20 protein-coding genes and 1 pseudogene are annotated in these 19,763 nt (G+C 60.7%); 8 read left to right on the top strand and 13 right to left on the bottom strand.

The features are described from left to right. The first annotated feature begins 63 nt into the window (after positions 1-63). A pseudogene (yihA, locus tag RAN89_RS06990) lies at positions 64-797 on the top strand (ribosome biogenesis GTP-binding protein YihA/YsxC). On the opposite strand, the gene RAN89_RS06985 reads toward yihA, so the two are convergent. Continuing rightward, complete coding sequence (locus tag RAN89_RS06985; RefSeq protein ID WP_313868887.1) at positions 791-1,651, bottom strand: lysophospholipid acyltransferase family protein; 861 nt, start codon at positions 1,649-1,651, stop codon at positions 791-793. The pseudogene yihA and the gene RAN89_RS06985 sit on opposite strands and share 7 nt — an antisense overlap. After that, entirely contained in the window at positions 1,648-2,508 is an 861-nt protein-coding gene (locus tag RAN89_RS06980) for a lysophospholipid acyltransferase family protein (protein ID WP_313868886.1), read from the bottom strand. The genes RAN89_RS06985 and RAN89_RS06980 overlap by 4 nt, the downstream gene beginning before the upstream one ends. A gap of 180 nt (positions 2,509-2,688) precedes the next feature. Here RAN89_RS06980 and metK point away from each other — a divergent pair, with 180 nt between their 5' ends. From metK to RAN89_RS06960, 4 genes are all read left to right on the top strand, one after another. Continuing rightward, a complete protein-coding gene (gene metK / locus RAN89_RS06975) occupies positions 2,689-3,873 on the top strand; it encodes a methionine adenosyltransferase (RefSeq protein WP_087496465.1) in 1,185 nt (394 codons plus the stop codon). Positions 3,874-3,882: 9 nt separating this feature from the next. Then, complete coding sequence (locus tag RAN89_RS06970; protein ID WP_313868885.1) at positions 3,883-5,130, top strand: glycosyltransferase family 9 protein; 1,248 nt, start codon at positions 3,883-3,885, stop codon at positions 5,128-5,130. Then, positions 5,127-5,600: a GtrA family protein gene (locus RAN89_RS06965; protein WP_313868884.1), complete on the top strand. Its 474-nt coding sequence runs from the start codon at positions 5,127-5,129 to the stop codon at positions 5,598-5,600. The genes RAN89_RS06970 and RAN89_RS06965 overlap by 4 nt, the downstream gene beginning before the upstream one ends. An 82-nt stretch (positions 5,601-5,682) precedes the next feature. Then, positions 5,683-7,452 carry an ArnT family glycosyltransferase gene (locus RAN89_RS06960; protein ID WP_313868883.1) on the top strand — a complete coding sequence of 590 codons (1,770 nt, stop codon included), beginning with the start codon at positions 5,683-5,685 and terminating at the stop codon, positions 7,450-7,452. A 28-nt stretch (positions 7,453-7,480) separates the two neighbouring features. On the opposite strand, the gene RAN89_RS06955 is transcribed toward RAN89_RS06960, so the two are convergent. The 7 genes from RAN89_RS06955 to ygiD all read right to left on the bottom strand — a co-directional run bounded on the left by RAN89_RS06955 (position 7,481) and on the right by ygiD (position 13,631). Further along, complete coding sequence (locus RAN89_RS06955) at positions 7,481-8,317, bottom strand: shikimate dehydrogenase family protein (RefSeq protein ID WP_313869354.1); 837 nt, start codon at positions 8,315-8,317, stop codon at positions 7,481-7,483. Further along, the gene (aroQ, locus tag RAN89_RS06950; protein ID WP_313868882.1) at positions 8,317-8,763 is read right to left on the bottom strand and encodes a type II 3-dehydroquinate dehydratase; all 447 of its coding nucleotides are present in this window, start codon (positions 8,761-8,763) and stop codon (positions 8,317-8,319) included. The genes RAN89_RS06955 and aroQ overlap by 1 nt, the downstream gene beginning before the upstream one ends. 66 nt (positions 8,764-8,829) lie before the next feature. Continuing rightward, entirely contained in the window at positions 8,830-9,834 is a 1,005-nt protein-coding gene (locus RAN89_RS06945) for a TRAP transporter substrate-binding protein (protein ID WP_313868881.1), read from the bottom strand. Positions 9,835-9,933: 99 nt separating this feature from the next. Next, positions 9,934-11,211 carry a TRAP transporter large permease subunit gene (locus RAN89_RS06940; protein ID WP_313868880.1) on the bottom strand — a complete coding sequence of 426 codons (1,278 nt, stop codon included), beginning with the start codon at positions 11,209-11,211 and terminating at the stop codon, positions 9,934-9,936. An 18-nt stretch (positions 11,212-11,229) separates the two neighbouring features. After that, positions 11,230-11,748 carry a TRAP transporter small permease gene (locus RAN89_RS06935; RefSeq protein ID WP_313868879.1) on the bottom strand — a complete coding sequence of 173 codons (519 nt, stop codon included), beginning with the start codon at positions 11,746-11,748 and terminating at the stop codon, positions 11,230-11,232. A 116-nt stretch (positions 11,749-11,864) separates the two neighbouring features. Continuing rightward, entirely contained in the window at positions 11,865-12,587 is a 723-nt protein-coding gene (locus RAN89_RS06930; RefSeq protein ID WP_313868878.1) for a TetR/AcrR family transcriptional regulator, read from the bottom strand. Positions 12,588-12,725: 138 nt separating this feature from the next. Further along, positions 12,726-13,631 carry a 4,5-DOPA-extradiol-dioxygenase gene (gene ygiD / locus RAN89_RS06925; protein ID WP_313868877.1) on the bottom strand — a complete coding sequence of 302 codons (906 nt, stop codon included), beginning with the start codon at positions 13,629-13,631 and terminating at the stop codon, positions 12,726-12,728. 168 nt (positions 13,632-13,799) lie between these two features. On the opposite strand from ygiD, the gene RAN89_RS06920 reads away from it, so the two are divergent. After that, a complete protein-coding gene (locus tag RAN89_RS06920) occupies positions 13,800-13,949 on the top strand; it encodes a lmo0937 family membrane protein (RefSeq protein WP_313868876.1) in 150 nt (49 codons plus the stop codon). A gap of 45 nt (positions 13,950-13,994) precedes the next feature. Here RAN89_RS06920 and RAN89_RS06915 read toward each other — a convergent pair whose 3' ends face one another. The 3 genes from RAN89_RS06915 to RAN89_RS06905 form a co-directional block, all read right to left on the bottom strand. After that, positions 13,995-15,341, bottom strand: a complete 1,347-nt coding sequence (locus RAN89_RS06915) for a dicarboxylate/amino acid:cation symporter (RefSeq protein WP_313868875.1) — start codon at positions 15,339-15,341, stop codon at positions 13,995-13,997. Positions 15,342-15,484: 143 nt separating this feature from the next. Continuing rightward, positions 15,485-16,126, bottom strand: coding sequence for a hypothetical protein (locus RAN89_RS06910; RefSeq protein WP_313868874.1), 642 nt, complete (start codon positions 16,124-16,126; stop codon positions 15,485-15,487). Further along, entirely contained in the window at positions 16,123-17,292 is a 1,170-nt protein-coding gene (locus RAN89_RS06905; RefSeq protein ID WP_313868873.1) for an exo-alpha-sialidase, read from the bottom strand. The genes RAN89_RS06910 and RAN89_RS06905 overlap by 4 nt, the downstream gene beginning before the upstream one ends. Before the next feature lie 59 nt (positions 17,293-17,351). On the opposite strand from RAN89_RS06905, the gene RAN89_RS06900 reads away from it, so the two are divergent. Then, on the top strand, positions 17,352-18,371 hold the full coding sequence (locus RAN89_RS06900) for a pirin family protein (RefSeq protein ID WP_313868872.1): 1,020 nt from the start codon (positions 17,352-17,354) through the stop codon (positions 18,369-18,371). A 101-nt stretch (positions 18,372-18,472) separates the two neighbouring features. Here the strand turns inward: RAN89_RS06900 and RAN89_RS06895 are convergent, their stop codons facing one another. Next, the gene (locus RAN89_RS06895) at positions 18,473-19,102 is read right to left on the bottom strand and encodes an FMN-binding negative transcriptional regulator (protein WP_313868871.1); all 630 of its coding nucleotides are present in this window, start codon (positions 19,100-19,102) and stop codon (positions 18,473-18,475) included. Between the two features lie 185 nt (positions 19,103-19,287). Between RAN89_RS06895 and RAN89_RS06890 the strand changes: the two genes are divergently transcribed. Then, positions 19,288-19,743: a fasciclin domain-containing protein gene (locus tag RAN89_RS06890; RefSeq protein ID WP_313868870.1), complete on the top strand. Its 456-nt coding sequence runs from the start codon at positions 19,288-19,290 to the stop codon at positions 19,741-19,743. Positions 19,744-19,763 lie beyond the last annotated feature (20 nt).

Genomic DNA, 19,763 nt, shown 5'->3' with positions numbered 1-19,763 from the left:
TTGTGTCTGGTGGGCGGAACGGCCCCATTCTACAATGCAGCTCTGGGTTTACCTTCCAAATCAATGACCACAACACAAAACCCAAAGGGCACGGGCCCATCCAAAACGATTCCGGCCTCTCCTGAAAAAAGCGCAGCCACCATCGCACTGGGCTGGCTTCACACCGCCCGATTCCTGACCACGGCTCCCCAGCTGCACTTTTTGCCCGAGCTGGACGTACCTGAAATTGCGTTTGTCGGACGCTCCAACGCGGGCAAGTCCACCTGCATCAACACATTGACACAGCAAAAACAGCTGGCATTCGCCTCCAAGAAGCCCGGGCGCACCCAGCACATCAACTTGTTTGCCCTCGGCAAACAAGGCGCTACCGACGCCGTGCTGACCGACTTGCCGGGTTATGGCTATGCGGCCGTTCCCAAGCAGGACAAAATCCGATGGCAACAGGTGATGGCCAATTACCTGGTCACGCGCAAGAACTTGAAAGGCATTGTGCTCATGTGCGATCCGCGACATGGCATGACGGAATTGGATGAAATCCTACTCGACGTTATTCGCCCCCGCGTAGCAGAAGGCTTGAAATTCCTGGTGGTTTTGACCAAGGCCGACAAGCTGACCCGCTCCGAAGGCGCCAAAGTGCTGTCCATTACCAAGCTGCAAGCAGGCGGGGGGAAGTTCGCTTGTTTTCTGCGACCAAACGCACCGGTATCGACGAAGTGGCAACGCTGCTGTGGGACTGGGCGCACCCCGATACCCCCTCCCCGGAGGCACCAGCAATCCCTGCCACCGACGCTCAGTAAGGCGGCGTCATGCCCAAAGGCTGGTCTTTAAACCGTTTGTGCACCCAGTAATACTGCTCGGGCATCTGTTTGATGTAAGTTTCCAGCGTGCGGTTCATGTGGGCCGTATCTGCCTCCATGTCCCCACTGGGAAAATCCATCCACGCTGGCAGTACTTCGATCTCATAGCCGGTGGACGTCAGTCGGCAAAGAATGGGCACCACCTTTGCCCGCGACAAACGGGCAAAGCGCGACAGGGATGGAACGGTGGCAGCCGGGCGACCAAAAAACGGTACGAACAAGGACTCTTCCGGACCGAAATTCATATCGGGCAAGAGATACAGCGGCTCTCCCGCCTTCAGTCCCGCAATGATGGGCTTCACCCCCTCAATCCGCCCGAACAACCGTCCGCCGAATCGCTTGCGCCCGGCCAATATCCAAGCGTCAGCAACTCTGTTGGCCTGGTCGGTATAGATGGTCGTAAAACTGCGCTTGCCCTGCTGGGTCAAGGCTGTCCATCCGGCATCCAAGCCGACGAAATGCGGGGCGAACAAAACAGTGGGTGCTTCACCTGCCAATTCTTCGAGCGCTCCGCACAAGCGTAAGCGCGCCTGGAGTACCTCAGGACTTGCATGCCATAACCAGCCGCGATCCAGCCACGCTTGGGCGAACGCGACAAAAGTGCGGATCGATTGCCTGCGACGGAATGAGGGTGTCCATTCGGGGAAGCAGATTGTCAGGTTGATATCCACCACCCTCCGCCGTGAGCGAACCAGCAGGTACAAAGCCCAACCAAGCACGACCCCCAAGCCCCGAAGCAAAGGCAGCGGCAACCGGCCCAGTACCTCCATGCAACGCAATATCCAACGACTCATTCTTTTTTGCTTTCCTGTCCGACTGCCAGGTCCGGCCGCCGGGGTTGTTTATAGCGCGCGTAGCCCCACAGGTATTGAGAAGGCAATTCCCTGATGACCTGCTCCATGGCGGCATTGATCTGGGCGGTGGCTTCCGTCAAGTCCAGTGACAAAACCAGTTCGTAGGGCCGCACACAGACCTTGTAACCTGCGCCGGCCGGCAAACGCTCACCCCAAGCCAAGACCAGTCGAGCACCGGTTTGCTGAGCCAACCTCGCGGCCAACGTCATGGTGTAGGCATCGCGCCCAAAAAAAGGAACCCAAGCGCCCTGCCCCTCCGGGGGCACCTGGTCGGGCAACAGACCCACGCACTGCCCTGACCGCAGGGCTTTGATCAGTTGCTTCACCCCTGCCAGGTTGGCTGGGGCCGTGTGCAGACCCGGTCGCGCACGACTGGCCTCAATAATCCGGCGCAACCAAAGCTGGCGGGCGGGCCGGTAAAGTACCGTCATGGGAGCGCCGGATGAGCCAAAGCGGCTCGCATAGGCCTGTGCCGTCACCTCAAAACTGCCCAAATGCGGCGTCAAAAAAATGATGCCGCGTTGCTCAGCCAGCGCTTGCTCAATGTGATGGGCACCGTCCCACATCACCGGCACTAGGGCACCCAGCCATAGCCGGGGAAGCTCCATCACCATTCGACCGGCAGCTGCCACTGCATTACGCCGGTCAGCTTCGTGGACACCTGCTTGACGGGCGTGGTCCTGCAAGCGTTTGCGGTAGCCAGGGGACAGCACGTAAACCAGCCAACCGCACACAGTCCCCAGGCGGTGCAACAACCACAAAGGCCAGCGGGACAGGAATTGAAATACAAAGGCCATGGGTGGGCTAAAATTCACAACGTCACCGAGTTATAGAACTACTTGCAGGGTGACTTCACAGGGGCAACTGATCAAAAAGAAGCCATTGTGCCTCGCCGATTCCGGCGTATCTGCTAAAGCGTTCGCTGAAAGCTCCAAAGCTCAAGCAACGCGTCTTGATGTTTATTTTGGAGAACTACTATGGCGAACGATTTCCTCTTTACCTCTGAATCCGTATCTGAAGGTCACCCTGACAAGGTGGCAGACCAGATTTCCGATGCAATTCTGGATGCAATTTTCAAACAAGACCCCCGCTCCCGCGTAGCTGCCGAGACCCTGACCAATACCGGTCTGGTGGTGCTCGCAGGTGAAATCACCACCAACGCGCATGTGGACTACATCCAGGTGGCGCGCGACACCATCAAGCGCATCGGCTACGACAACACCGAATACGGCATCGACTACAAGGGTTGCGCCGTGCTGGTGGCGTACGACAAGCAGTCCAACGACATCGCCCAAGGCGTGGACCACGCGTCTGACGATCACCTCAACATCGGAGCCGGCGACCAAGGCCTGATGTTCGGCTACGCCTGCGATGAGACGCCCGAGTTGATGCCTGCACCCATCTACTACGCCCACCGCTTGGTAGAACGCCAGGCGCAGCTGCGCAAAGATGGCCGCCTGCCCTTCCTGCGCCCGGATGCCAAGAGCCAGGTGACCATGCGCTATGTGGACGGCAAGCCCCACAGCATTGACACCGTGGTGCTGTCTACCCAGCACAGCCCTGACCAGTCCGAAACCCAGCACAAGATGAAGGCCTCGTTCACCGAAGCCATCATTGAAGAAATCATCAAGCCGGTATTGCCCAAAGAGTGGCTGCAAAACACCCGCTACCTGATCAACCCCACCGGCCGTTTTGTGATCGGCGGACCCCAGGGTGATTGCGGCCTGACCGGTCGCAAAATCATTGTGGACACTTACGGTGGCGCCTGCCCCCACGGCGGTGGCGCATTCTCCGGCAAAGACCCGTCCAAGGTGGACCGTTCTGCCGCCTATGCAGCCCGCTATGTGGCCAAGAACGTGGTGGCCGCCGGTCTGGCGCGTCAGTGCCAGGTGCAAGTGGCCTACGCCATCGGCGTGGCCAAGCCCATGAACGTGACCGTGTACACCGAAGGCACCGGCGTCATCCCTGACGACCAGATCGCCGCCCTGGTGAACGAACACTTCGACCTGCGTCCCAAGGGCATCATCCAGATGCTGGACCTGCTGCGCCCCATCTACGAAAAGACCGCGGCGTACGGCCACTTCGGCCGCGAAGAGCCCGAGTTCACCTGGGAGCGCACTGACAAGGCAGCTGCGCTGCGCGCCGCTGCCGGCCTGAAGTAAGCACGGCCCATGAACATCCAGACACAACGCTTCATTGACCGCTGGGCCGGCCAGCTACTCTGCGGCGGTGTGTCTGCATGGGTTCGCTTGACAGGGCTTTTCGGCACACCGGCCCGTATGCCGGCTGCGCCGAAAAATATCCTGGTCATCCTGCTGTCTGAGATGGGCAGCATCGTGCTGGCAGGCCCCATGTTTGCGGAGTTGCGCCGCAAGTATCCCGGTGCTGCCATCCACATCCTGCAGCTTAAAAAGAACCAGGAAGTCTCCAAGCTGCTGTCGCTCACGGACGTGGAGCACATGCACACGCTGGACGACAGTTCCGGCGGCTCGCTGATTTCGGACATTCTCAAAGTCAGCCTGAAGTTTCGCGGCATCGGGCTGGATGCGGTGATCGACTGTGAGCTGTTTTCGCGGGTGAGCGCCCTGCTGTCTTTCAGCACCGGTGCGCCGGTGCGGGTGGGGTTCACCCCGCACACGCAGGAAGGCCTGTACCGCGGCAGCTTCATCAACTACAGCATTCCGTACAACCCCTACCAGCACATCAGCAAACAGTTTTTGTCCCTAGTCGATGCTTTGGATGCACCGGACAGCATGCCGCGCAACCGCGCCGCTGCGATCCGGAACACACCGGTGGACACCGAGCTTTCCGTCAAGTTCACCGATACCGAGCTGGAAACTTACCGCAGCAAGCTGGAGAGCGACCACCCTGTGACCCGCGAACGGCGCCTGGTGCTGGTCTATGCCGGCGGCGGCATCCTGCCCGAGCGGGCCTGGCCTGCCAGCCACTATGCGCGCGTGGCGCAAGGGCTGTGCAACGCCGGCTATGCGGTGGGCCTGATCGGTCTGAAAGACGACGCCGTGCTGGCGCGTGACCTGCAAGCCCAAGTGGGCGACGCGGCCTGCCTGAACCTGACCGGCTACACCAAGAGCATCCGCGAGCTGCTTATGCTCATGCACGCCAGTGCCCTGCTGATCACCAATGACGGCGGCCCCAGCCACTTCGCCACGGTCACTCCCATCCAGACCATGGTGTTCTTCGGGCCGGAAACCGGCAAGCTGTATGGTCCCTTGGGGCATCGCACCATCATTCTGGAAAGCGGCATTGCCTGCTCCCCGTGCCTGACCGCCTACAACCACCGCCTGACTTTTTGCGATGGCGACAACCAGTGCCTCAAGCGCATCGCGCCCGATCCGGTGCTGGACCAGGCGCTGGCATTTTTGAATAGCGCGTCTGCGAGTGCAGGTGCCGCAGCATGAGCGCTACGCAACGTTTGGTGCTCTGGGCACTCGGGCTTCTGGAGCGCTACCGCTACATCAAGTTCGGCATCGTGGGCGCCAGCGGCACGGTGGTGAACTTGGCAGTCTTGCACTTCGGGCACGAGTACCTGTTCAACCACATTGAAGCCGGCTACAACAAGCCCTACTTCTCGCTGGCTCTGGCCATCGCACTGGCCACCCTGAACAACTTCACCTGGAACCGGCTGTGGACCTGGTCCGACCGGGTCAAGACCCTGGAAGCGGGCGAGGTGCAACCGGTGAGTCTGCGCCTCTTGGGCATGGAATTCGGACAGTACGTCACCGCTTCGGCATTCGGAAGCGGCATGCAATATGTGCTGACCCTGTTGCTGTCTGGCAGCATGGATTACCGCTTGGCGAACATCATCGCCATCGTGGCCGCCAGCGTCAGCAACTTTCTAGCCAACGACCGTTGGACCTTCAAAAAATGATGCCCCCACGCTCCGCCGCTGCGCGGGTCGCTGCCCCCCTAGGGGGCGCGTTTTTGCTTGGGGCGGCCCAGCGCAAAAACCTATGATGCGCCCGCGCTCCAGCACTGCGCACTGGCCCTGGCTGCTGCTGGTCGCGCTCGTCGCCTTGCTCTACCTGTTGGGCTTGGGCAGCAGCTATGCGCCCACCAACGGCGACGAGATGGTGTACATCCACATCGCGCGCATGACGGCCGAGAGCGGCCACTGGCTGCCACTGCAGTCCGAACTGGTGGGCACCCGCAATACCAAGCCGCCCTTGCTGATCTGGCAGGCCATGGTGGCAGGTGGCTGGGGCCAAACCTGGAGTCTGTTCGCACTGCGCTTGCCCAGCATCATTTACACCTTCGCCACCACCGCCTTGCTGGCGTTTTTTGCCTATCGCATGAGCGAGGCATCCAACCGCCTGCGCACTGCCTGCGTGGCGGCTGCCTTGTATCTGCTGTTTTTCTGCACCTTCCGCTACGGGCGGGTGTACCTCACTTCCGCACCCGAAACCTTCTGGCTGGCCTTGCCCATGTGGTGGGTGCTTTGGCTGCGCTTGCGTGACAGCACCACGGGCATGGGGCACCCGGCAGACGCCACGCCCGGCCCGCTCGCCTACACCTTGTTCGGCATCGCGATGGGCTTGGGTGCAGCCTACAAGTCTTTTGCCCTGGTCGCGCCCGCTGCTGCCGCTTTGTGGTGTGCCGTGCTGCTAAGCACGCCCTGGAGCTGGCGCACGGCCATTCGCACGACCATAGGCGCAGGCTGGAGCACGCTGATTGGCGTTGGCATCTTTGCCTTGTGGTTCGTGCTGGACCCGGACCCGGCCAGCGTCTGGCAGGAATTTGTCGTGGCCGAGAACGCGGGCAAGATGTCCAGCAGCATGGGCTACTGGCAAGCTGCCCTCTCCGGCCCTTACCCCATGTGGACCCAGTTGCTGGCTTACCCGGCCAACGGCGGCCTGCTGGCTCTGCCGGTGTTGGGCTTTTGCCTGCTGGCCTTGCGTCACACCGGCAAGCTGCTACAACCCGCCCGCCTGAGCCCGGCGCTTTGGATCTTGCTGGCCTGGGCGGTGGTGTGGCTGGTGGTGTTCACCATCCCCAACCAGCGCTCGGAGCGCTATGTGATTCCGGCCATGCCTGCGGTGGCCATAGCCATGGCGCTGGTGTGGGATCGGCTACCGCGCGTCTGGTTCTGGCTGACGTTGCTGATTACCCTGCCCGCACTGGTGATGCTGGGGCGTATCAGCTGGGTCATGGGCTCGCTGGGAATGGCCTCGACCACTGAAGTTGCTATTACTTTGATAGCTGCTGGCGCAGGTATCGCGGGCGCTATCTCAGGTTTTTATCGTAAATCATGGGCTGCCAACGCCAGCTTGGTGGCCGTGCTGGCGGTGTATGGCTGCTTCACGCTGATGGTGCAACCGATATCTAAAGACGAAGCAGGCTACAGCTCCGCCATCGAAGCGCAGATGAAAAGCCAGCGGGTCGCTGTGCCCAACGGCTTTACCGGGCAGTACGAGCGCTATCACTTCCAGTTGCATGGCGCCCGCATCACGCCCTATGACGCTGAAGGCCGCAACACCGGGGCGCTCTATCCCGAGATGCCGCCCAAGGAACGCTTGGCACGCTTACTGAATGAATTTGATGCCGTGATCTGGCTGCAGGAGGACTTGAACGAGCCTCCGTCTTGCCTGCCCCAGTGCACCCTGCTGGCGCAGCGCTGGCACGTGAAGAGCCGGCACAAGGACGGCGAAGTCACGCTGGACAACCTCTGGCAGGTACAGGACTGGCTGTTCCGCCGCGAGTGGCTGCTCACAGCCACCCGATAACCAACTGCAAAAAGGCCCGCGTGCAGGCCTACTGGTATTGCAGCGTTGCCAGCAAACGCAGCTCATCGGCGCTGGTGCTCGGCAGGCCGAAGAACTCCAGATACGCCGGAATCTGCTCAAACAGCATGTCCGAGCCCACCTGCACTTTGCATCCGCGCAGAATGGCTTCAGCGAGAAACGCCGTAGTTTCGGATTTCATGACCACTTCACCCACAAAGGTGCTGGCCGACAGGCGTGACACATCCAGGGGCATGGGGTCGCCCTCGTTCATGCCCAGAGGCGTGGCGTTCACGACCAGGTCAAATCCTGCCGGATCGGTCGACCCGGTGCTGACGTCAATCTGTGGGTAGTGCTGGCGCAAACGTGCCGCCAACCCCTCCGCGGCCTCTGCATTCACATCGAACAGCGCCAACGCCGACAAGCCCTCGGCTGCCAGGGATGCGGCAATCGCACAGCCCACGCCACCGCTTCCCACCACCAAGGCACGAGCGCCCTTAAGAACCAAGCCTTTACGCAGCACCCCGCGCACGAAGCCGGCGCCATCGAACATGTCGCCTTGCAACTGGCCTTGGGGCCCCAGGCGCACGGCGTTACAGGCTCCTGCAATCTGCGCCGTGGGGGACAGTTCATCCACCAACGTGGTCGTCACCACCTTGTGCGGCATGGTGATCAAAGCGCCCCGGATGTTGGAGAGCTGGAACACGCTGCGCAAAAAGCCGGGGAAGTCTTCGGGCTTGGAGCCCATGGGGACCACCACGGCATTGACCCCGGCTTTTTCAAACCAGGGGTTGTAGATCATGGGCGCCTTGAAGGCGTGGGTCGGGTAACCGAGATGAACAATGAGCTCTGTATTGCCGTTGATGATCATTTTTTCGCAGCTTTCGCCGCAGATACCCCGGCGCGCAGGGCCAGCAGATAGCTGTCCACGCCGAAGCCTGCGATCTGGCCCTTGACGATTTCCGCGAACACTGACTTGTGGCGGAATTCCTCACGGGCATGAATATTGGACATGTGCAATTCCACGATAGGGCAGGTCAGGATGGCCAGCGCGTCGCGGATGCCGTAGCTGTAATGCGTCCAGGCACCGGCGTTGATGAGGACCGCGTCCACACCATCGGTATAGCCCTGGTGAATGCGCTCGCACATGGCGCCTTCATGGTTGGTTTGAAAGGTCTCCACGTCCACACCCAATTCGCGGCCCAAGGCCGTCAGGTCGGCGTTGATTTCATCGAGCGTGATGGTGCCGTACTGCACCGGATCGCGCTTGCCGAACATGTTGTGGTTAATGCCGTGGAGCATCAGGACTTTCATACAAACCTCTAGAGAAGATGGAATCAAACGTGGAGCGCCCCTCGCGGGCCGCTCCACACGGTGTGATTACTTGCGCATCTTGGCCAACTCGGCCTGCACATCAGCCACCACGGTGCCCAGGGCAGCGCTGTGCTTGTCAATCACGGGCTTCATCTTCTCACGCAGCTTGGCGATTTCGGCCGCAGGCAGGGTCGTAATCGTCATGCCGTTCTTCTTGAGCAACTCGAGGTTGTTGTTCAAGGCAGCACGGTTGGCCTCGCGCTGCGCCTTCACGGCTTCGTCTGCGGAGTCGTCGATGATTTTCTTTTCAGCGGGAGACATGGTGTCCCACACCTTCTTGCTGAAGATCACAGACTGGGGGTTGTACTGGTGGTTGGTCAGGGCCACGTTCTTCTGCACTTCCCAGAACTTGTTGGCCGCAATCACGGCAATCGGGTTCTCTTGGCCGTCAATCGCGCCCTGCTCCAATGCGGCGTACACCTCAGGGAACGGCAGGGGTGTGGGGTTCGCGCCCAGTGCTTTCACCCAGTCCACGTTGATCGCGTTGGGAATCACGCGCAGCTTGAGGCCGGCAATGTCGTCCACTTTGGTGATCTGCTTTTTGCCCGTCGTGATGTTGCGGAAGCCCAGTTCCCAATACGACAAACCGATGATGCCCTTGTCGGCCAAAGCGGCGTGCATCTTCTGGCCGATGGGGCCGTCCACGATGGCATCCGCTTCTTTTTCATTGGCAAACATGAATGGGAAGTCGAACACTTCGAGGGCTTTCACTTCGCTGGCCAGAATGCCGGAGTTCATCACGGCCATTTCCACGGTGCCGCCCTTCAGAGCAGAAAGGGTCGCCTGGTCGCTGCCGAGCGCGCCGTTCAGGAACAACTGCACCTTCATCTTGCCGCCGGATTTGGCTTCCACGGCAGATGCGAACTTACGCATGCCGGCCACAGCGGGGTGACCTTCAGGGCTGTTCAGGCCGAACTTGATCGTGCGTTCCTTGATGTCCTGGGCAGATGCCAGCCCACACGCGGCCAATGCCACGGTTGCCAAGACGGATTTGATAAACAGTCGCTTCATGAGTTGTCTCCTGGACAGTTAGTTGGGTAAAAACAGGCGTACGCGGTGAATAAGAATCCTGTGCGTGGCGTACCCATCACGCACAGGCTTGGAATGGGGTCAATAGAACCAGCGGGCCGGCACCATCACCAGCTGCGGGAACAGCACCATCAAAAACATGATGGCGAACTGGGCAATCATGAAAGGCACCACGCCTTTGGTCACCTCGTCCATGCTGACCTTGCCCACACCGGCCACTGCATTGAGCACCGTGCCCACCGGCGGCGTGATCAGGCCGATGGCGTTGTTGATGATGAACAGCACGCCGAAGTACACCGGGTCTATGCCTGCCGCTTTGACCACTGGCATCAGCACAGGGGTCAGCAACAGAATGGTCGGAGTCATGTCCAGTGCTGTACCGACTACGATCACCAGCACCATGATCGCAAACATCAGCAGCTTGGGACTGTCCAGCAGGGGTTCCAGCAAGGCCACCACTTGAGCGGGCAGGTTGGCCACGGTAATCAACCAGGCAGACACCATGGCAGCTGCGACCAGGAACATCACCACGGCACTGGTCTTGGCGGCTGTGATGAACAAAGGCACCAGCTTCTTGAAGTTCAACTCACGATAAATCACGGTGGACACAAACAGCGAGTACACCGCCGCCACTACCGCCGCTTCCGTGGGGGTGAAGACGCCGAACTTCAGGCCGAACACGATGATGAAAGGCAGCACCAGCGCCCAGGTGGCCAGACGCATGGCCTCCAGAACTTCGGCCAGGTTTTTTCGGGGCGGAGGTGTGATGTGCTCTTTGCGAGCCAGCCACCACCACGTCCCGACCAAAGACAGAGCCAACATCAGGCCGGGAAAAATGCCCGCCATGAACAGCTTGGAAATGGAGACATTGGCTGCCACACCGAAGATCACAAATCCGATGCTCGGCGGGATGATGGGGGCGATGATGCCGGCAGAGGCAATCAAGCCAGCAGAGCGCGCTCTGTCGTGGCCGGCCGCCACCATCATGGGCAGCAACAAGGCGGTGAGCGCTGCCGCATCTGCTACTGCGGAGCCGGAGAGCGAGGCCATGATCACCGCGGCCACAATGGTCACATAGCCCAGGCCGCCTTTGACGTGGCCCACCAGTGCCATGGCAAAGTTCACGATGCGGCGGGACAAACCGCCTGCGTTCATGATTTCACCGGCCAGCATGAAAAAGGGCACCGCCAGCAACGGGAAGCTATTGGCACCTTCCAGCAGGTTCTGCGCGAGGATTTGCGCATCGAACATGTTGAGGTGCCACATCAAGGCAGCACCGCACAAGAGCAGAGAGAAAGCGATGGGCACGCCGACAGCCATGGCCGCCAGCAAGGAACCCAGAAAAATAATGATCGTCATGTCAAAGGGCTCCGGGGCTTAGTGAGGGGCTTCTTCAGATTCCTGGATCAGCATCAGGTCTTGGTCGGCGATCTGGCCGGTCACCAGGCGGAACAGCTCCAGTGCCAGGATCGGGAAGCTCAAGGCCGAGAACACCATGCCACCCGCATAGAACCAGCCCATGGACACTTCCATCACCGGGCTCTCAGAGTCCTTATTCACCAGAAATTGGTCGTAGGTGCCTTTGAAGATGAGCCACAGGCAATAGATCATCAACAAGAGCGAGATGCCCATGAAGATGCGCTTGCCGGTCGGGCCAAACTTGCTCACCAGCATGTCGGTGCCAAGGTGGGCGTTATCGCGCAATGCGATCACTGCGCCCAGGAAAGTCACCCACACAAACAGCCAGCGCGACAGCTCTTCGGACACGGTCAAGCCGGAGTTGAACGCATAGCGCATGAACACGTTGCCGAACACCAGCACCACCATCAGCGCTAGCGCGGCGGCGATGACGTAGCCGATCCAACGGCAGTAGGCATCGATGAATTTTTTCAACACAGAAAGCTCCTCAGGGTCGTACCTTCAATAATGTACGAACTAGTTAGTTTTTAAGTTTGCGGGTTTTCCCTAAACCGGTCGGGCATAACCGGGAAAGCTGTTATGCCGGAAAGGAATTACTTGCGCACGAAGCGCACCACCATGTCGGTGATGCTCGCGCGCCGGTCTGCAGAGCGGGCGTTGCGGGCTTTGTCCTTGAAGATCAGCCCGAAAGTGTGGCGGTTGGACACATTGAAGAACGTGAGCGCGGAGATGGAGGCGTGAATATCCACCGGGTCCAGCCCCTCGCGGAACACACCCTGCTCCACGCCCCTTTGGTAAAGCCGGCGAATGGACTCGATGGCCGGCACGTTGAGCTGCTGGATGGACGTGCTTTGGGCCAGATAGGTGCCTTGCTCGATGTTTTCGTTCATCACCAGGCGGATGAAATCTTCGTTGTCGGCGTGCCGGTCGAAGGTGAACTCCACCAGCCGCCGCAAGGCCGCCTCGGGCTCCAAATCTTCCAGGTGCAGCTCCGCCTCGATCTGCCGCATGCGTCGGTACGACTCCTCCAGCACAGCGAGGTACAAGCCCTCTTTGCTGCCGTAGTAGTAGTAAATCATGCGCTTGCTGGTGTGGGTAGCCTCGGCAATCGCGTCGATGCGGGCGCCGCTCAAGCCCTTGTCGGCAAACTCTTTGGTCGCCACTTCCAGTATCCCGGCCATGGTGCGCGCCGGGTCGTTGGTGCGGGTGGGGGCCTTGGCACCGCTGGCCTTGCTGGCTGCCGGAGCAGCACTCGCAGCAGCTTTGCGACGGGTGGGTTTGTCTGTCTCTTTATTGGAATGTACTAACTCGTTCATTCAGCCAGTATAGGAGGGAGCACAGCGCTGCTACAAGTGCGGCGATTCCGGCCACCGTCACCGGACTTATGTATTTAATCAGTGCCTGGCGCCCGTGGAATATGCGCAAGCAGCTATCAAAACAGGAGCGTTTTCGGATTAACCCCAGATCACCGAACGCATGGAGATGGATGCGGACTGAAACCCGGTGTTGAAAAACCGGGGCATCTCGTCCGGACGCGCGGCCCCGGCGGCTACCAGCAAGGGCAGATAGTGGTCATGCGAGGGGTGCGACTGCTGCGCGACCGCACCCAGCGACTGGAATTTGTGCAGCTGGTCGAGCTGGCCCTTTTTGATCTGGTCCTGGACCACCGTATCGAACTCGCGGGCCCAGTCGTAGGTTTCGTTCGGGCCGCTGCCGTTGCGCGTGGCACCCAGGTTGTGCACGATGTTGCCGCTGCCCACCACCAACACCCCGCGGCTGCGCAGGGCATGCAGCTGCCACCCCAAGGCAAAGTGCTCAACCGGCGGGCGGCTGTAATCCATGCTGAGCTGCAGCACCGGTATGTCCGCTTTGGGAAACATGGGCTTGAGTACGGACCATGCCCCGTGGTCCAAGCCCCAGTGGTCCGGGTCCAGCGCCAGTTTGTCACCCGAGGGCACCTTGATCTCTTGTGCCAGAGCGCGGGCCACCGCCGGCGCACCGGGTGCGGGGTACTGCACGTCCTGCAGCGCCTGCGGAAAGCCGCCGAAATCATGGATCGTCTGCGGCTGTGCCATGGCCGTGACCTGCCAGCCCTGGGTCAACCAGTGGGCCGAAATGCAAACAATCAGTTGCGGCGCCGCCTGCCGCGCCAACAGCTCTTTGCCCATGGCCTGCCAGCCCCGGCGCCATGCGTTGTCTTCGATCACATTCATCGGGCTGCCATGACCGACAAACAGCACCGGCATGCGCGGCGAAGGTTTGAGCGACTGCAACAAAGGCTGGGTGGCAGCACCTGCCAGACTGCTGCGAAAAAGGGCGGAGAAAGCGGCAAGCGTTGCCAGGGCGGATCTGCGGTGCATAAAGAAATGTTGAGCGATGGCAGTGATGGAGTCTTTCCTCGGGCCTGAGTTCCTTGCGAATGACATTCCGCCCAGCAACTCACTCTGTGCCCTGCCACACAGCCAGCCAGTCCGGGGAGTTGGACACTGGAATGCCGCGCAGTAGCGCACGCCATTTGAAAGCTCCCCATGCTCTACACCATCGCTCTTGTACTCATCGTTTTGTGGCTTCTAGGGCTGGTCAGTGCCTACACCATGGGGGGATTTATCCACATCCTTCTGGTGGTTGCTGTGGTGATGATCCTGGTGAACCTCATCAACGGCCGCAAGCCGCTATGAAAAAAGGGCCCCTCCGGGCCCTTTTGCTTTGCTGTCAGGTCGCCATCAGCGAGCGTCTGCAGGCACCGCCATGGTGGCCACCTTCTGGTCCAGCAGCACTTCAGGCTCCTGGACTTCGATGGTCGTGGGGTTCGCCAATCCTTGGGTCAGGCGTTCCATGTCGAGGTCGCCAGTCCACTTGGCCACCACCAGGGTCGCCACACCGTTGCCCACCAGATTGGTCAGCGCACGGGCTTCGGACATGAAACGGTCTATGCCCAGGATCAGCGCCAGGCCCGCCACCGGCACATGGCCCACGGCAGACAAGGTGGCTGCCAGCACAATGAAGCCGCTGCCGGTAATGCCCGCCGCGCCCTTGGAGGTGAGCAACAACACCGCCAGCAAGGTCAGCTGCTGGGTCAGGTCCATGGGGGTATCAGTCGCTTGGGCGATGAACACCGCCGCCATGGTCAGGTAAATGGAAGTGCCATCGAGATTGAAGGAGTAACCGGTGGGGATCACCAAGCCGACCACCGACTTGCGGGCACCCAGGTTTTCCAGCTTTTCCATCATGCGGGGTAGCACCGATTCAGACGACGAGGTGCCCAACACAATGAGCAACTCTTCCTTGATGTAGCGCACAAACTTCACGATGCTGAAGCCATGCAGGCGGCTAATGATGCCCAGCACGCCGAACACAAAAACCAGGCATGTCACGTAGAACGCGCCCATCAATTTGCCCAACGAAAACAACGAATCCACGCCGTACTTGCCGATGGTGAACGCCATGGCACCGAAAGCACCGATGGGCGCGACCTTCATGATGATGGCCACGATATCGAACAGCACATGCGATGTCTTTTCGATCAAGTCAAACACCATGGTGCCCCGGCCGCCGAACTTGTGCAACGCAAAGCCGAACAACACCGAGAACAGCAGCACCTGCAGGATTTCACCCTTGGCGAAAGCATCGATCACCGAGGTCGGAATGATGTTGAGCAAAAAGTCCACGGTGCCCTGCATCTTGCCCGGTGCGGTGTAGGCCGCAATGCCCTTGGTATCCAGCGACGCGGGGTCTACATGCATGCCGGAACCGGGCTGCAACAAGTTGACCACCACCAGACCGATGATGAGCGCCACCGTAGAAACCACTTCAAAGTACAGGAGCGCCAGACCGCCGGTCTTGCCGACTTTTTTCATGTCTTCCATGCCGGCAATACCCACCACCACCGTGCAGAAAATGATGGGGGCAATGATCATCTTGATCAACTTGATGAAGGCATCGCCCAGCGGCTTCATGTCTGCCCCGGTTTGGGGAAAAAAGTGGCCAAGGAACACGCCCAGTGCCACCGCGGTGAGCACTTGGACGTAAAGGGATTTGTAGAGCGGTTTGCGCCCGGGAGTGGATGACATGAGGGGTCTTCTGGAGAGGGGTTGATTTGCCGATGCAATGAGCACGAAGCGGGCACGCGCCAGGGCGCGCCGCAGGCTTCAAAACAGGGCGCAACGATACGGCGCCCACCCCTCCACGCCTACTGTGGCGTTCAACAGTAGGGTTAACCCTTAATTTTCCAGTGGCAATACAGCCAGCGCAAAGCCACCGCGTGCAAGGCTACCCACAGCCATGGGTCCAGCACCGCATCAAATGCATTGCCTGTGGGCAGACGCAGCAACACAAACAGCGCCAATGCCACCGGCGCCAACCAGGCACCCACCCGTCGAACGGCACCCACTTGCAGCAGCGGCAGCACCGCCACTACCGACAAGGCCAGCAATACCGCTTGCCCGAAACCCAGCGGGTACAAGGCCGACGGCAACTGCGCAAAAGTATCGAGCAGTAACGCCCAGCCCAACAGCACGCCGCACACCACCAGCCCGGCCTCCCAGCGCAGAGGGCGAGCTGCGGTTTCCGCAGCGCGTGCCACCGTTGGACGCAGTGCCGCCCAGCCCACATACGCGCACGCCAGCGCACCCAACACACTGGGTGCCTGAAAGGCCAGGCCCAGCCAAAAGGCCGGAGACAGGTTTCCGGGCATTAGCACCCACAGCCCCAGCACTAGCGCAATCACACGACGGAACAACAGAGGCATAGAAAGTTGCGCCAGCACTGCAGCACCACCGCCAGCGAGCACCAGCGCCCAGCCCACATGCAGCCACAGCTGCATCACCACCAGATCAGGCAAAGCCGGTGCGCTCATGGTTTGCCTCCCACCGCGAAGCGCTGCCACGACAAGGTAGCCCGGTCTACGGTGTATGCGATCCACAGCGCGTCATCCGCCCAAGCCATGGCGGGGTAAGAAAACTCGGCTTCCTCGCTGCCCTGCCGCAAGGTTTGTTGCGGGGTCCATTGCTGGCCATCCTGGCTACGGCTCAACTCCAGCTTGGCGCGCCCTTCCGGCGTCGGGTTGTGGGCCAGCAGCATTTGTTGCGGCCCCAGCCCGAAGGCGGCTACCGCAGAGTCCGGGTTACCCAGCGCAAGGTCCGGCAGGTCCTGCCAATGGGCGCCACCGTCCTCGGTGCGCACAGCAGTTACTTTGCCGTTATGGCGTTCGTCACGCATGAGCGCTATCCATTCAGAAGGGCTGCGCGCCAGCAGAGAAGGCTGCAGTTGGTAGGCGAGTTGCGACATGCGCGTCAAGCCAGCGAACTCACCGTTCGCATCCAGCCGCACCGCGCTGGGGTACTTGAGCCCCAGCTCAAAGTGAACAGGCAGAACCGCGCCGCCATCCTGCAAGGGCATGACCGCGTTGCGCGCCAGAAAGCTGGTGTTCCACAACCACGACAGGGGCAGCACCCGCACCGGCTCAAACGCCAGGTCATTCAGGTCTTGCGAGGCACTGCTCTGGCGCAGGTGCAGCACGCGGCTCGCAGCCCAGCCGCCCCAGCCGGTCGCCACCACAAACAGGTGCATGCAGCCTTGTCCGTCCATCCATGCCACCGGGTTGCCCAAGCGCCGCAAGCCGTGGCCCAGCACATCGCCCATGGTGTGGCGGTTGACCACAAAGCGCGGCTCACGCCAGCGGCCGTCCGCGCGGTCCCATTGCGTCGCGGCAATCTGCACCAAGGGGCCGCTTTCGCGCTCACCAGAAAACCAGAACAGGCTCAGCGTTGACGGACTTCCGGCAGGCATGGGCAGCAAGCTGCTGGCGTGCGCCGCCGTCGTACCGGGCGGCATGGGCACGTCGCCCATCGCCACACGCTGTAATTTAGCCGCCTCCACCGGCTGGCCTTGCACACTGATGGCCGGCATGACAGCCTGGGCCGGCGGCATGGGAGCCGGACGCACCCGCGCATCCAACGCCCAGAGGCCGACTACCAGGGCAGCCGCCAGGCCTGCACGTGCGGTGAAAGAAGAAAACAACATGGGGGGTGATCTTAGTGGGCGCCGGCAAGGCCTTGGAACTGGCGCGACAATGCGCCCTTATGAAAACCTTGCTCTCCATCGCCCCCTTGGGTTTCCCCTGGCAGACCCTGGACCCCTTCTTGTTTTGCGTGCACCACAACGACGCCTATCCTGCAGGCAACGCACAGCTGGCGCCGGACCCGGCGCTGCTTGCCGGGCGCCACATCGGCCAGGACTTTGCCGGCAAAGACGGCTGGAGCATGTACCACGGCGATACGGTGCCGGGCTTTCCCTCACACCCGCACCGGGGCTTCGAGACAGTCACCATCGTGCGCAATGGCCGCATCGACCACTCTGACTCGCTGGGCGCCACCGCCCGCTTTGGCGGCGGCGATGTGCAGTGGCTCACGGCGGGCAAAGGCATCGTGCACTGTGAAATGTTTCCACTGCTGCATACCGATGCGCCCAACCCCACCGAGCTGTTCCAGATCTGGGTGAACTTGCCGGCCAAAAACAAAATGGCCGAGCCGCACTTCACCATGTTTTGGCATGAAGACATCCCCCGCCTCACTGCCACCGACGCGCTGGGCAAGACCACCGAAGTGGTTTGCATCGCCGGTAAGCTGGACGACAGGCAAGGCCTGCCACCGCCCCCCGATTCGTGGGCGAGCGAGCCCGGCAGTGACCTCGGCATCTACACCATCAAACTCAGCCCGGGAGCAAAGTGGACGCTGCCCGCCGCCCAGAGCGCGGACACCCGGCGGGTGCTGTATTTCTTCAAAGGCGGCGCTTTGCAAGTGGCAGGAGAAGACGTGCCTGTGAAGTCCGTGATGGTGGTGCAAGCCGACCACGACTGCACTTTGGCGAATGGCGATGCCGAGAGCGAGCTGCTGGTGCTGCAGGCCCGCCCCATTGGCGAGCCGGTCGCGCAGTACGGCCCGTTTGTGATGAACACCCAGGCCGAAATCCACCAGGCCTTTGCGGACTATCGCCGCACCGAATTCGGCGGCTGGCCCTGGGGCGCCAACGACCCGGTACACCCGCGCGAGAAAGGCCGCTTCGCCAAGCACGCGGACGGGAAAGTCGAAGAAAGAGGCTAATTCTCCGAAGCACTTTGCGCCCCACGCTCCACCGCTACGCGGGTCGCTACCCCCGTGGGGCCGTGTTTTGCCTTGGGGCGGCCCGGCGGCAAAACCCCTGTTCAGGAGCGTGGAATCAGTCCCGCCATGGTGCGGGCAGCGTCGGTTGCCTGATGCTCCAACCCTTCGCGCACAGTGGTCTGGTTGGCGGGCGGCTGGTTCTGGCTGACCTTCCATTTGCCCACCCATTCGTCCACCACGATCTCAATGCCGACCACCGCTGAAATCATCTTGTCGGTGTAGTCGCGCGGCGCATCGTCCACGGCCCATGGCTTGTCCATGGGCGCTTCCTGTTGGGTCGTGATCTGTTGCATCTGGCTGCGGACCCATGCCGCATCGTCGTGCACGGTCAGCAGGCCTTTGGCATGGACCACCGCGTAGTTCCACGTGGGCACCACCTTCCCGTGCTCCGCCTTGGTGGCATACCAGCCGGGGCTGATGTAGTGCTGCGGCCCCTGGAAGATGGCCAGTACCGGCACGCTCAGGTCCGTGTCTTTCCAGATCGGATTGACCCGGGCTACATGCCCCACCAGCGATGTGCGGCCATCCGCCGCCACCCGCAGCAGCAAGGGGATGTGGTTCGCATCCATGCCCTTGTCGGACAGGGTCACCAGCGTCGCCAAGGGGTGGCTTTGCACTAGTGCATGCAGTACCTCGGGGCGGTTCTCAATGAAGTGGGAGGGTTGGTACATCACAGGCTCCGACGTAGGAAGAGTGGCCTCAGTGTAGCCGCCGATAAATCAACAGATTTGACAAACATTACCGATCAGTTCAGTTTAAATACCGTACAGTTCAAAGGGATACTAAATGGGCTATATTTCGGTCACGTCAGTATTTTCTGACGTTAAACATCGAATTCAACCTCTTGGAGATTCCAATGAAAAAACTGTTGATTGCTTCCGTTCTGGCACTGGGTGTGGCTGTTTCTGCACAAGCTAAAGACATCGTTGACACCGCCGTAGGCGCGGGCAACTTCAAGACCCTGGCTACCGCGCTGGGCGCAGCCGGTCTGGTCGATACGCTCAAGGGCAAGGGCCCCTTCACGGTTTTCGCACCGACTGACGAAGCATTTGCAAAAGTGCCCAAGGCCGACCTGGAAGCCCTGCTCAAGGACAAGGCCAAGCTGACTGCCGTGCTGACCTACCACGTGGTCCCCGGCAAAGTGATGGCGGCTGATGTGAAAGCCGGCAAGGTCAAGACCGTGCAAGGCAGCGAAATCACCGTCAGCACCACCGGTGGTGTGAAGGTAGATGCCGCCAACGTGATCAAGACCGACATCGTGGCTGACAACGGCGTGATCCACGTGATCGACTCCGTGATCATGCCCAAGTAAGACCTTCGCAGGCCTCAACA

It is taken from the genome of Rhodoferax mekongensis (genome assembly GCF_032191775.1).
In the GTDB taxonomy this organism is placed as follows: domain Bacteria; phylum Pseudomonadota; class Gammaproteobacteria; order Burkholderiales; family Burkholderiaceae_C; genus Allorhodoferax; species Allorhodoferax mekongensis.
The sequence above is the reverse complement of the archived record's forward strand: the minus strand, read 5'-3'. Positions and strand labels throughout refer to the sequence as shown.